This window comes from Paraferrimonas sedimenticola (genome assembly GCF_002282855.1).
GTDB classification, from domain to species: Bacteria; Pseudomonadota; Gammaproteobacteria; order Enterobacterales; family Shewanellaceae; genus Paraferrimonas; species Paraferrimonas sedimenticola.
Map to the genome: position 1 here is coordinate 229,704 of NZ_NRIR01000006.1, position 13,618 is coordinate 243,321.

Below are 13,618 nucleotides of genomic sequence, written 5' to 3' on the forward strand. Positions count from 1 at the left end.
ATTGATCCAAACGATTTAAACACGCATATGAATTGAAATGTGATCTTGATTAACGGTAAAGTAAGCGCACCAACAAGAGCGCAACCACAGTTACCCCAAACGAGATAGGGTTAATAGAGTGTTATAAGCGCCAGGTGTGACGAGCCATTTTTACTTTAAAAATAAGAAATATCTCACTGTACAATTGAAGTAAGGAGAGAGATATGGCTGAACTTAAGGCCAATCTGCAACTGCCCAACGACCAATCCATCGAGCTACCGGTAAAACACGGAACCGCTGGCCACGCTGTGGTTGATATCAGCAAACTTGGCGGTACGGGCCACTTCACTTTTGATCCAGGCTTCCTAGCCACTGCATCTTGTGAATCCAAGATCACCTACATCGACGGTGCCAAAGGCATTTTACTGCACCGCGGCTATCCCATTGATCAATTGGCCAAGAACTCAAGCTATCTAGACGTTTGCTACTTGCTGCTACACGGCGAACTGCCAAATCAAAGCGAATACCAAGAATTTGCGCGCCTGGTGCGCGAGCACACCATGGTAAACGAGCAATTGGTTAGCTTCTTCCGCGGCTTCCGTCGCGACGCTCACCCGATGGCCATCATGTGTGGTGTAGTGGGTGCCCTATCGGCCTTCTACCACGACTCACTAGACGTCAACATCGACTCGCACCGCTCTATCGCAGCGTTCCGCTTGATTTCTAAGATGCCTACGCTGGCGGCGATGTCGTACAAGTACTCCATCGGTCAACCTTTCGTATATCCGAAAAACAGCCTGAGCTACGCCGGTAACTTCCTGAACATGATGTTCTCTGTTCCTTGTGAAGACTACGAAGTGAACCCAGTGGTTGAGCGCGCCATGGACCGCATCTTTATCCTGCACGCAGACCACGAGCAAAACGCTTCAACCTCGACCGTGCGACTAGCGGGTTCATCCGGTGCTAACCCATTCGCCTGTATCGCTGCGGGTATCGCTTCACTTTGGGGCCCTGCCCACGGTGGCGCTAACGAAGCCTGCTTGGAGATGCTAGAAGAAATTGGTTCAGTGGATCGTATTCCTGAGTTCATCAAGCGCGCCAAAGACAAGAACGACCCGTTCCGTCTCATGGGCTTCGGTCACCGCGTTTATAAGAACTTCGACCCACGCGCAACAGTAATGCGCGAGTCGTGCCACGAAGTATTGAAAGAGCTAAACATCAAGGATCCTTTGCTCGACGTAGCCATGGAACTTGAGCAAATCGCTCTGAACGACCCTTACTTCATCGAGAAGAAGCTGTATCCAAACGTGGACTTCTACTCGGGCATCATCATGAAGGCGATTGGTATTCCGACCAGCATGTTCACCGTAATCTTTGCCCTGTCTCGCACAGTTGGCTGGATTGCCCACTGGAAAGAAATGCTAGAGCAGCCTGGACATAAAATCGGCCGTCCTCGTCAGCTATACACTGGCTATGACCAACGCGACTTCCTGTCGCTGTCGGACCGCCCTAAAGGCTAAGTTCCAGAAAACCAAAACAAAGCGCTCCTATTCAGGGGCGCTTTTTTTACGTCTGCGATACAGGACTTCACAATTGTTTACGTTTTTAAACCTTTTGTGGTGCTCAAACTGTTTAAACTAAGGTCGTTAATAAAATGCTAATACAAGGTTAATAAAAGTCGCCAACTATTGAACATTTCCGCCAATAAGTAGCGAACTTTGGATAAGCAGAATTCTCAATGCAGGCTGAAAACATAATAAAACCATACAGTTATATTATCTGGCACAGGGTCTGCAATGTAATGGCCAACCCGGAGCAAGTCGTTGCGCTCCCCCATAATTACCAATACCCAGCTTGTAGCAAACAAGCCGCTTAAGGAAAACGCCATGAAATCATTAGCGACGCTTTCTTCACTCGCCTTAGCCTGTGCCTTATTGGTTGGCTGCAACGCAGAGCAGCAGACCGCAGAAGAGAAGAAGGAAGACGAATTTCTTATCCCAGTAGAAATTAGCGAGGTCAGCCTTGGCGATATTTCCTCTTACTACAGCACCACAGCCACTTTAGAAGCCCCGCAAGAATCCATGGTGGTTAGTCGTTTGGCCGGTATTGTTGAGAGTCTGCACGTAGAAGAAGGTGACCGAGTTCAAGCGGGCCAATTGCTGGCCACGGTCGATGCCAAACGCCAGAAGTTCGACCTAGACCGCGCCCAGGCAGAAGTGGAAATCATCGAGCAGGAGCTCAACCGCCTGCGCAAAATTAAAAACCAACAGTTTTTGAGCCGAGATAGCATGGCCAAGCTTGAGTACAACCTGCAAGCCGCTATCGCCAATCGCGACTTGGCCGCTTTGAAGGTAGAAGAGTCGCAAATTCGCTCGCCAATCGATGGCGTGGTGGCCAAGCGTATGGTGAAACTGGGCAACATGGCGACCGAGTATCAGCAATTATTCCACGTGGTTAATGAGTCTGAGTTGCACGGCATTGTTTACTTACCCGAGCAACAGCTCAATTACTTACGCTTGGGTCAGCACGCCAAAATCGAGCCCACCGCCAGTAAAGATAAAAGCTTTGATTCTACCGTGTTGCGCATAAGTCCTGTAGTAGATGCCAACAGTGGTACCTTTAAAGTCACCCTAGCAGTACCGAATCAGTCGCACGAACTAAAAGCCGGTATGTTCGCTCGAGTACAGCTGAAATATGACACCCATGAGCAAGTCATCACAGTGCCCGTGAACTCACTGGTTAACCAAGACAATGGTAAAGCCATCTTTGTATTGGGAGAGGACGGTAAGCAAGTAGAGCGACGTCAGGTGCAAACCGGTTATCGCGAAAACAACCGCATTGAGATTGTCGACGGCTTAAGTCTGGACGACCAAATTATTGTGCGTGGCCAGCACAACCTCAAAGACGCTGCCAAAGTTGAAGTTATTGCTCCGCTAGACATAGCTACCGCACAAAAATAACAGGGTGACATCATGAGCTTAATTAAAACCTCGGTGAACCGTCCGGTCACCGTATGGATGTTTATGGTCGCCATTATCCTGTTCGGCATGGTGGGTTTCTCCCGCCTAGCGGTCAAGCTACTACCGGATTTGAGCTACCCAACCATCACCATTCGCAGCCAATACCCAGGCGCGGCGCCGGTTGAAGTCGAACAACTCGTCGCTAAGCCCATCGAAGAATCCGTGGGTGTGGTTAAAGGCCTACGCAAAATCTCCTCGGTCTCTCGCGCCGGTATGTCCGATGTCATCTTGGAGTTCGAATGGGGCACCAATATGGACATGGCGATATTGGATACTCGCGAGAAACTGGACACGGTGCAGTTACCGCTGGACATCAAAAAGCCACTGATTTTGCGCTTTAACCCAAACCTCGACCCGATTGTGCGCTTTGCTCTGACGCCAGATGAAGGCTCGAGCTTAAACCTCAAAACTCTGCGCACCCTTGCCGACGAAGAGCTAAAACGTCAGTTCGAAGCCGTGGGTGGTGTGGCCACCGTTCGCCTCTCAGGTGGTTTGGAGCGCGAAATTCAAATTGTGCTCAATCAGCAGCAGTTGTCTCAGCTCAATCTCAGCGCCGAAGCCATTCAAAACCGTATCGCTCGAGAGAACATGAACGTCTCCGCGGGTAAGGTGATTCAGGGTGACAAGGAGCTGTTGGTACGAACCCTCAATCAGTTCGACGATCTTGAGCAATTGCGCCAAGTGGTGGTGTATCAAGACAACACTAAGCTGGTTCGCCTTGGGGATATTGCCCAAGTGTTGGATGAACACAAAGAACGCTCGGACATGGTGCGTTTGAACGGTAAAGAAGCGGTTGAGCTATCTATCTATAAGGAAGGCGATGCCAACACGGTAGCGGTCGCTCAACGCCTGCGCGATAAAATGAGCCAGATAAACCAAGGTAAATTGCCAGTAAAAGTCGGCATGATCTACGACCAATCCGAGTTCATTGAAAGTGCCGTGGGTCAGGTCACTAGTGCTGCTCTGATGGGCAGTGTGTTGGCCATGCTCATCATCTATTTGTTCCTAAGAGATGTACGCGCCACCTTAATCATCTCTCTGTCGATACCCTTCTCGGTGATCGCCACCTTCAACATGATGTATTTCGCCAACATCAGCCTGAATATCATGTCCTTGGGTGGCATAGCGTTAGCCGTGGGTCTGCTCGTGGATAACGCCATTGTGGTGCTGGAGAACATTGACCGCTACAAGCAACAAGGTCTGTCTCGCTTGGCGGCGGCGGTTAAAGGCACCTCAGAAGTGAGCGGCGCGATTGTGGCCTCTACCCTCACCTCTCTGGCGGTATTTGTCCCGCTGATTTTTGTCGAAGGCGTGGCTGGTGCCTTGTTCTCCGACCAAGCGCTCACCGTTGCCTTTGCGCTGATTGCCTCTTTGCTAGTAGCGTTAACCGCGATTCCTATGCTGGCCTCGCGTTCGGGTTTCCAATCCCTGCCTGAGCCTCCGGAGAAGCCGGAAAAGGCTAAGCCAACCACTCGCTTGGGACGCATCAAGCAAACCAGTGCCACGGTATTTAGCTTTCCATTTTGGCTAGTGTTTAACTGGATCCCAGCGCAAATCCTGACCCTGGTGCTTTTGCTGTCTCGCTTTTTCGCCTGGCTAACCGGTTTGATCATGCGTCCGATCGCCGCTGCTTTTCAGTGGCTTTATGGGCTGCTTGAGTCGCTGTACAAACCCATGATTGGCGCGGCGTTGCGCTTTCATTGGGCGACGCTAGCCATTGCGCTAATTTTCACTCTGAGCATTGGCTCTCTGCTACCTAAGTTGGGTGTTGAGTTAATTCCACGCATGAATCAGGGTGAATTTTACGTAGAAATTCAGCTACCGCCTGGTACGGATGTGAGCCAGACCGATAACGTGCTACGTCAGCTAGCCAGCAGTATTCAAGGCGAAGCCAGTGTTAAAACCATCTACAGTCAGGCGGGTTCAGGTGGCCTGCTAACCTCAGATTCCAATCGCGCTGGTGAGCATTGGGGCCGCTTACACGTGGTACTGAATGACGCCGAGCAGTATGCGGCGGTGGCTCAAAAAGTACGCATGGCTGCCACTCGAGTGCCGGAACTTGAGTCCAAGGTAAAACAGCCCGAACTGTTTACCTTCAAGACCCCATTGGAAATCGAGTTAAACGGCTACAACCTAGAGCAATTAAAAGCCGCCTCGTTGAAGTTGGTGGACGCCCTAGCCGCACGCCCTCGCTACGCAGACGTGCAATCAAGCTTACGCGATGGCCAGCCCGAATTGACCGTGCGCTTTGACCACGCTCGTCTCGCCGCTTTGGGTATGGATGCACCAACGGTCGCCGCGGCAATCGCCAATCGCGTCGGTGGTCAGGTGGCCAGCCAATACACGGTGCGCGATCGCAAGATTGATATCCTGGTGCGCAGCCAACTCAGCGAGCGCGACTCGGTGGAAGACGTGGAACAGTTGCTGATTAATCCAGACGCCGCCTATCCGGTGCCACTGAGCGCCGTCGCCGATTTGGAGTTGGCCAAAGGCCCGTCGGCAATCAATCGTGTCGCACAACAGCGCGTCGCGATTGTCAGCGCTAACCTGAACTTCGGCGACCTATCGCAAGCGGTTGAAGAAGCTCAATGGGTACTAGAGCAAGTCGACCTGCCTAACAGCATTCAAGCGCAAGTGGCCGGCCAGAACGAAGAGATGGAAAGCTCGTTCCGCTCGCTGCAGATTGCCCTGCTGTTAGCGGTATTCTTGGTCTACGTAGTGATGGCTAGCCAGTTTGAATCCTTGTTGCACCCACTACTGATTTTGGTTGCAATTCCGATGGCGGCCGCAGGCAGTATCTTGGGGCTATTTATTACGGGCACCCACCTGTCCGTGGTGGTGTTTATCGGACTTATCATGCTCGCCGGTATTGTGGTGAACAACGCGATTGTTCTGGTGGACCGAATCAATCAGCTGCGCGCTAGCGGCAAACAGCGGTTGGAGGCGATTCGCGAAGCCGCCGAAAGCCGCCTACGCCCAATTATGATGACCACTTTGACCACCACCTTGGGCTTGATGCCGATGGCGCTGGGTCTCGGCGATGGCGGTGAAGTACGCGCGCCGATGGCCATTACAGTTATCTTTGGATTGGTGTTTGCCACTTTGCTGACCTTGGTGGTGATCCCCGCCTTGTACGCCAGCTTTGACCGCAAACGCTTTGCCAAAGCCGGATAGGAGGCCGACATGAGTCAAACCAAATTGGACATGACCTCGCTGGCACTAAAACGCCCAGTGACTACCATGATGGCCTTCCTATCACTGCTGTTGTTAGGACTAGTATCGGCCAAATTACTGCCGCTGGAGATGTTTCCGGGCATTGAGATCCCTAAGGTTTTCGTGCAGGCACCCTATCAAGGCTCAACCCCTGCTGAGACCGAGCGCCAGGTCACCAAGATACTGGAGGAAGCGCTGGCCCAAATGAGCGGTGTTCAAGAGATGCGCTCATGGTCGAACGAAGACGGTGCCTTTATCGATTTAAACCTTAAATGGGGCGAGTCGATTGCCAACAAAAGCCTGGAGGCTCGCGAAAAAATCGACGAAGTGCGTCATTTGTTACCCAGAGATCTGGAACGAGTATTCGTGCGTCAGTTCTCTACCGAAGACATGTCAATTCTAACCCTGCGGATCTCTTCAGAGCGCGAGCTGTCCAACGCTTACGATTTGTTGGACAAACAACTAAAGCGTCCCCTTGAGCGGGTTCAGGGGGTCTCCAAGGTTGAGCTCTACGGGGTTAACAAGAAGCAAGTTGAGATTCGAGTAAACGCCGATCGCCTGTCTGCTTCTGGCCTGTCTTTAACCCAGCTCCAGCAACAACTGGCTCGTGAGAACTTTGTTCTAGCCGGCGGCCTAATTCGTCGCCCAGGACAGGTGCTAAACCTAAACCCGCAAGGGGAGTTTCGCAGCATTGAGGAGATTCAAGCCTACGTGATTGCGCCGGGGCTAACCTTGGGTGATATCGCCGATATCGGTTTTCAACTGCCCGAAAACCGCGAACGTCGCCACTTGGATGGCAACTACGCGGTTGGACTGAACATCTTTAAAGAGTCTGGCGCCAATCTCGTCGAAGTGGCTGACCGAGTCCTAAAAGTGGTGGACGAGGTAAAAGCGAATCCTCAGTTTAACGGCATCAAAATGTACGTGATGGAAGATCAGGCGAAAAGCGTGAAAGCTTCGATTCGGGACCTAACTTTAGCGGGGTTACTCGGTGCCTTCTTGTCTTTCTTCGTACTTTATTTATTCTTGCGCAACTTCCGCATGACGCTAGTTGTGGTCACCTGTGTACCTGTGTCGATAGCGATTACGCTAGGCGCTATGTACCTATTGGGCTACACCCTAAACATTTTGTCGATGATGGGATTGTTGCTCGCCATTGGTATGCTGATCGATAACGCTGTGGTTATCACCGAGAGTATTCTTCAGGAACAACAAAAAGGCGAAAGCGATGCGATTCAAAAGGGCGTGAACAATGTCAGTTTGGCGGTTCTTGCCGGTACCCTAACTACAGCGATTGTGTTTCTGCCCAACATCTTTGGTACCAAGAACGAACTGACCGTGTTCTTAGAGCACGTAGCGATTTCCATTTGTATTTCGCTAGGCGCTTCGTTACTGGTGGCTCGCACCTTGCTGCCGCTGATGCTGAAGAAGTTCCACATTACTTCCAAACCCAAAACCCAAGACGGTCGTTTGTACCGAGGTTATCGCCGTTCGTTGAACTGGTGTTTGACCCATCCTCGTTGGTCGACTGTCATCGCTGTAGTGATCCTAGCCTCAACTGCCCTGCCGCTGTCTATGGTTCAGCAAGACCAGTCGGACAACAATGAGAAGGTGCGTTTGTTCATCAACTACAACGTGGAAGGTCGCCACTCGATGGCGGTGACCGAAGCCTTAGTCAACGAAATGGAAGCTTACTTGTTTGCCAACAAACAAGAGTTTGGCTTTGAGTCTGTGTACAGTTTCTACGCCCCTTGGCGCGCCGAGTCGACCCTTATCTACCCAGAAAGCCACGACTTGGACATGGATGTGATTAAAAAGAAAATCCGTGAAGGTTTTCCTAAGTTCGCCATTGCCAACCCTCAGTTTGGCTGGCGTGGCAATGAAAATTCAGGCATTCGAGTCACTCTCACCGGCCGCTCCACCACCCGTTTGATGGAAATGGCCGAGCAAATCGTACCTATGATTGAAAGCTTAGAGGGCTTTACTGACGTCCGCTCTGAAGCCAACGGCGAGCAAAACGAACTGGTGATCCGCTTTAAGCGCGACCACATCAACCGACTGGGCCTAAATAGCGAAGACATAGCTCGTACGGTACAAACCGCGCTGCGGGGCACGCCGCTTCGCAGTTACCGCCATGACGCCAGTGGCGAACTGCGCTTCGAGCTTAGCTATCAGCATCAATGGCGCAACAGTCTTGAGCTGCTTAAGACCCTGCCGGTAGCGCGAGTGGATGGGCGCATACTGCCACTGGATTCGGTGGCCGAACTGGTTGAGCGCCCTCGCCTAGAGAATGTGCGTCACATCGACCGTCAAACCGCGCTTACCATTGGTGCCAACCTTGAAGATGGCGTCACCATTGAAGCGGCTGGCAAGACCCTGCGTCAGCTAATGGACAATTTGGAATACGACGACGGCTACGGCTACAAGATGGGCGGTGGCTTCCAGCGCCAGGACGAAGAGCAGCAAGTGATGATCATTAATATGATCCTGGCGATTGCCATGATTTACATCGTGATGGCCGCTCTGTTTGAGTCCTTATTATTACCCACCGCCATCATTACCTCGATTCTGTTCTCAATTACTGGTGTGTTCTGGGCCTTGTTGTTTACCGGCACATCCATGTCGGTAATGGCCATGATTGGGATTCTGGTTTTACTCGGGATTGTGGTGAACAACGGCATTGTATTGGTGGATCAAATCAATCAAATGTCCCCCACCCAAGAAGAACTGTCCGATGTAGTAACCAAAGTCTGTTTGACTCGAATTCGCCCAGTGCTGATGACAGTCGCGACCACTGTACTTGGACTGCTACCTCTGGCCATGGGCGATACGCAAATTGGCGGAGGTGGCCCTCCTTATGGCCCTATGGCGATTGCCATTATCGGTGGTTTGCTGTTCTCAACCGTGACTAGCTTGTACCTAGTTCCCCTTTGCTATCAGGGACTGATTCGAGTTCGCTTCCGCTCAGCGGTGCAATTGGGCCGCAGCCACAAAATCAGTCAGCGCTGGTTGCCCTGGATTCCCAACTAATTCCAACCTTGCCGGTCGAATCGACCGGCTTTTTTTATCTCAGTTTCATCCAAAACCTTGGCGTATGCGTAATAGCTGTTAACATAAAATCAACAAGTTAACTAAGGATGATTCGATGAAACCCCTTCAATACATTCGCGCGGCTCTGATTTTAGGGCTAGCAGTGGCACTTCCTGTACAGGCAGACCGCTTCGCTAACGTTCAAATAGAGACTCAGTCTTTGGGCAATGGCATCTACATGCTTACGGGTTCTGGTGGCAACATTGGCGTTAGTGCCGGCGAGGATGGTTTGTTGATCATTGACGACCAATACGCACCCCTAAGTGAAAAAATTAGCAAAGCTCTAGAGCAAATTCAGGCTGGCGCACCGCGATTTGTGATTAACACTCACCATCACGGTGACCACACTGGCGGTAATGCTCATTTTGGCAAAACGGGCACTATCATGGCTCACCACAATGTGCGCCGTCATTTACACGCCGACAATCAGCCGAAAAAAGCCTTACCGGTTTTGACCTATGACGAAGGGATCGTGCTTCACTTTAATCAAGACACTATCAAAATTGAGCACATGGGCATTGGCCACACCGACGGCGACAGTCTAGTGTTCTGGGAAAAAGCCAATGTGGTACACATGGGTGACCAGTACTTTCAGGGTCGTTTTCCTTTTGTGGATTTAGGCAATGGCGGTAACGTCAGTGGCTATCTGGCCACGGTTGAAAAAGTGATTGCACGAATCGACGATAAGACTCAGGTGATCCCAGGGCACGGTCCGCTATCAAACCGAACCGAGTTGATGGAATTTGCCACCATGATAAAAGAAACTCAGGCCTACGTGGCGGCCGCAAAGGCCAACGGCGTTAGTGAAGATGATGCGGTAAAACAAGGAGTGCAGGCCAAGTACAAAGACTGGGCTTGGGGCTTTATTACTGAAGAGAAGTGGGTTCGAACCCTGTATCAGTCGAACTAGTCGGCGCTGCGTTTAACGCCTAAATACACTAAGACCACTGGGCCAATGAATGGAATGCATTGGCCTACCGCCCATGCGATAGGTGCGCGCTGTCCTGCATCTTTGGCACGCGCATAGCTGAGCAGCAAGAAACTGAACTGGGCAAAACCCAAAGTTACAAAAGTACTTGGCAATAGCTGACCGCCGTCCATCACGCCGGCGAACATGGCGACTAATGCGATTGCTGCTGTGTAAAACCAATACTTTTGTCTGCTCATTGCGCTTCTCTACTACTTGGCTTGCTATCTTATACGCAGCAAGCTGAACCTCAGATGACTCAATTGTGCATTTTTTAAACAAGACCGGCTGTGACGCCAAAGGGTTTCGGCGTGCACAGTCGTTTTCGATATGTGTGATCAGTCGTCCGCTTTGGGAGATAGCGGCTGCGCACGGTTTTCCAGCAATACTGGAATACCATCGTCAATGGGATAGGCTACCTGGTCGAATCGGCACACCAAGCGTTGCTCGTCGGCATCGTACTCAAGCTTTCCTTTGCACATTGGGCAAGCGACGATATCCAGAAGTTTTTTATCAAAAGCCATCTATGTGCTTCCTTAATTTTTGTTCAAATCGTTGAAAAAATTGCTGTGGTAACTCGGCATCTACGGGCAAGAAGTAGACCTGTGCCCCTTGTGGCCAATCGATTTGGTCGCATTTTACCGCGTCTTTCTCAGTCATCACAATCGCCAATCCGCGATCCAGCGCACTTTGAAACACATCCAAATCTAGCGATTGGTGGTCCTTCAAGCCTTGACTCTCAGACAAGCTAAAGCCTTGCGCTTCAAGGGTATCAAAAAATCGTTGTGGGTTGGCAATCGCTGCAAAAGCAGCAATGGGCGCGGTTGGCTTATCCGGTAGTGAGTCGAGCATAGGTTGCAAAGGACTTGGTACCAAGCGCATTTGAAACTCGTTGGGTTGCGCGGTTCCACCGTTGCAGATTATCGCATCCACTTCCTTAAGCCGAGCCAAGCCTTCACGCAAGGGGCCTGCCGGTAACCTAAGGCCATTACCAAAACGACGCACACCGTCGACCACCACCAACTCAATGTCTCGAGCCAGCGCGTAGTGCTGCAGACCATCATCGGTCAGGATCACATCCACTTGACCACCGTCAGCCAGTGCTTGCGCTGCATCGGCGCGCGCCTTGGCAAGTACCACTGGTACACCGCTACGCCGCTGAATCAGCTTTGGCTCATCGCCAACCAACTCAGCGCTGTCATTGTCTTGCACCCAATGCACTTTGGAATCGTAGCTACCACCGTAGCCACGGCTAATGACACCTGGACGTAGCCCCAACCCCTTACAATGCTTAATCAGCGCCAGTACAGTCGGAGTTTTACCCGCGCCACCGACGCCGATATTGCCGACCACTACCACAGGTACAGACACTCGAGTGGACTTAAGCAGCCCAAGGCCAAAGCTGATTCTGCGCAGGAGCGCAATGCCGCTAAATAGTATAGACAGCGGCCATAACAGCCACTGTAGCGCCCCACCCTGATACCAAGTCCGTTCGATCAGTCTCATTCGTTGCCAAATTGCAGCTGGTGCAATTGATAGTAGTTGCCTTTTTGCGCCAACAAGCTTTGGTGATCACCGCTTTCAATCACTCGTCCTTTGTCGACCACCAAAATACGGTCCGCTTTCTCAATGGTGCTTAAGCGGTGCGCAACCATAATCGAGGTGCGGTTGGTTTGCAGTGTCTCTAGCGCGTCTTGAATCGCCCGTTCAGATTCGGTATCCAGCGCTGAGGTGGCCTCGTCCAAAATCAGAATCGGTGCATCGCGCAAAATGGCGCGAGCAATAGCGATGCGTTGACGTTGACCGCCAGAGAGCAACACCCCGTTCTCGCCCACTTCAGTGTCCAGTCCATTGGGCAAGTCTTTAATGAATTCCATCGCGTGAGCCGCTTCTGCCGCCGCTTCAATTTGCTCGCGAGTGACATTGCCATCGCAAGCATAAGCGATGTTGTTGGCAATGGTGTCGTTGAACAAACTGACCTGTTGCGATACCAAAGCAATTTGGGAGCGAAGGTTTTTGAGTTTGAAGTCATTGACGTTAACACCGTCAATGCGGATTTCACCAGACTCGAGCTGGTCGTAGAAGCGAGTGATCAAGTTAGTCACCGTCGACTTACCCGAGCCCGAACGCCCCACTAAGGCCAAAGTAGTACCAGCCTTAATCTCAACATCAAACTGCTTCAGCGCCAAATCGGGTGCGTTAGGGTAGCGAAAATCCACCTTATCAAAGACAATATCGCCCTTGACTCGAGCCACTTGGTACTGGCCCTTGTCTTCTTCGGTTTTGGTATCCAACAATGCAAAGACTGTGGCACAGGCGGCGATGCCGCGCTGGAACTCAGCGTTGACGTTCGACAGGTTCTTAATAGGCTGCAGCATGGCCAACATAGCGGCAATCATGGAAGCAAAAGCACCGGCGGTTAAGTCAGCTTTGAACGAATCAATATTGGCCGCCGCCAACACCAAAGCCAAGGCCAAAGAGCCAATAATCATGATAACCGGTTGGCTGATGGAGTGAGTTAACGCCAACTTCATATTGCGCGAGCGGTTGCGATCGTTAACCTCGGCAAATCGCTCCGCCTCTTCTTTTTGACCGCCAAAAATTAGAACGTTTTTGTGCCCCTTGACCATCTGCTCAGTGGCCACGGTCACATCACCCATGGCCGATTGAATCTGTACCGAAACCTTGCGAAAACGTCGACTGACCACAGTAATCACAATGCCGATTAGCGGAGCAACCACCAAAATACTCAGAGTCAGTTGCCATGACAGATAGAACATCCAGCCAAGGTAAGCCAAGATAGACACGCTATCGCGCACGATAACAATCAGAGCATTACCAGAGGCACGAGCAATCTGTTCGGTATCGTAGGTGACACGGGAAATCAGGGTACCGGCGTTTTGCTGGTCAACATAGCTTACCGGCAGCTTGAGGTAGTGCTCGAACACCTCTTGGCGCATCTTCAGAATGATCTGATTCGACACGTAAGCCAAACTGTAGTTAGACACGAAGTTGGCCACGCCGCGAACGATGAACATGCCGATGACCACGAAGGGCGCGATGCCGAGCACGTCGATACCAGCATCCGCCATACCGGCGTTTTGCATCAACTCGTCGGTAACGCTGGGTTTGCCCGTATCAAAACCTTCGTCAATAAACGGTTTTAAGAAAGCGATAAACAATGCATCGACAATACCGTAGGTAATTAACCCCAGTACTGCGATAAACAAAATGCCCTTTAGCGGGGCAATGTATTTTAATAAGCGTTTGAATACTGGCCAGACTTTATTCTTTTCGCTGATTGGATTTACTTCAGCCATTCACTACTCTGTGTGCCACAAAAAGGGCT

Annotated in this window: 9 protein-coding genes; 5 read left to right on the plus strand and 4 right to left on the minus strand. The window is 51.2% G+C overall.

Annotated elements, in window-relative coordinates:
* The first annotated feature begins 203 nt into the window (after positions 1–203).
* The 5 genes from CLC93_RS12140 (at position 204) to CLC93_RS12160 (ending at position 10,212) form a co-directional block, all read left to right on the plus strand.
* On the plus strand, positions 204–1,499 hold the full coding sequence (locus CLC93_RS12140; RefSeq protein ID WP_095506236.1) for a citrate synthase: 1,296 nt from the start codon (positions 204–206) through the stop codon (positions 1,497–1,499).
* Positions 1,500–1,865: 366 nt separating this feature from the next.
* A complete protein-coding gene (locus CLC93_RS12145) occupies positions 1,866–2,939 on the plus strand; it encodes an efflux RND transporter periplasmic adaptor subunit (RefSeq protein WP_095506237.1) in 1,074 nt (357 codons plus the stop codon).
* A 12-nt stretch (positions 2,940–2,951) separates the two neighbouring features.
* Positions 2,952–6,173, plus strand: a complete 3,222-nt coding sequence (locus CLC93_RS12150; protein WP_095506238.1) for an efflux RND transporter permease subunit — start codon at positions 2,952–2,954, stop codon at positions 6,171–6,173.
* Between the two features lie 24 nt (positions 6,174–6,197).
* Entirely contained in the window at positions 6,198–9,242 is a 3,045-nt protein-coding gene (locus CLC93_RS12155; RefSeq protein ID WP_095506316.1) for an efflux RND transporter permease subunit, read from the plus strand.
* Positions 9,243–9,357: 115 nt separating this feature from the next.
* On the plus strand, positions 9,358–10,212 hold the full coding sequence (locus CLC93_RS12160; RefSeq protein ID WP_095506239.1) for an MBL fold metallo-hydrolase: 855 nt from the start codon (positions 9,358–9,360) through the stop codon (positions 10,210–10,212).
* Here CLC93_RS12160 and CLC93_RS12165 read toward each other — a convergent pair.
* The 4 genes from CLC93_RS12165 to msbA all read right to left on the minus strand — a co-directional run bounded on the left by CLC93_RS12165 (position 10,209) and on the right by msbA (position 13,589).
* Positions 10,209–10,469, minus strand: coding sequence for a DUF805 domain-containing protein (locus CLC93_RS12165; RefSeq protein ID WP_095506240.1), 261 nt, complete (start codon positions 10,467–10,469; stop codon positions 10,209–10,211). The genes CLC93_RS12160 and CLC93_RS12165 overlap by 4 nt on opposite strands.
* Positions 10,470–10,607: 138 nt before the next feature.
* Positions 10,608–10,793 (minus strand): Trm112 family protein, encoded by a 186-nt coding sequence (locus tag CLC93_RS12170; protein WP_095506241.1) that lies wholly within the window; start codon positions 10,791–10,793, stop codon positions 10,608–10,610.
* Positions 10,783–11,775 (minus strand): tetraacyldisaccharide 4'-kinase, encoded by a 993-nt coding sequence (gene lpxK / locus CLC93_RS12175; RefSeq protein WP_095506242.1) that lies wholly within the window; start codon positions 11,773–11,775, stop codon positions 10,783–10,785. Before lpxK ends, CLC93_RS12170 begins: the two co-directional genes overlap by 11 nt.
* Positions 11,772–13,589 carry a lipid A export permease/ATP-binding protein MsbA gene (gene msbA / locus CLC93_RS12180; protein WP_095506243.1) on the minus strand — a complete coding sequence of 606 codons (1,818 nt, stop codon included), beginning with the start codon at positions 13,587–13,589 and terminating at the stop codon, positions 11,772–11,774. Before msbA ends, lpxK begins: the two co-directional genes overlap by 4 nt.
* Between the last annotated feature and the right edge of the window lie 29 nt (positions 13,590–13,618).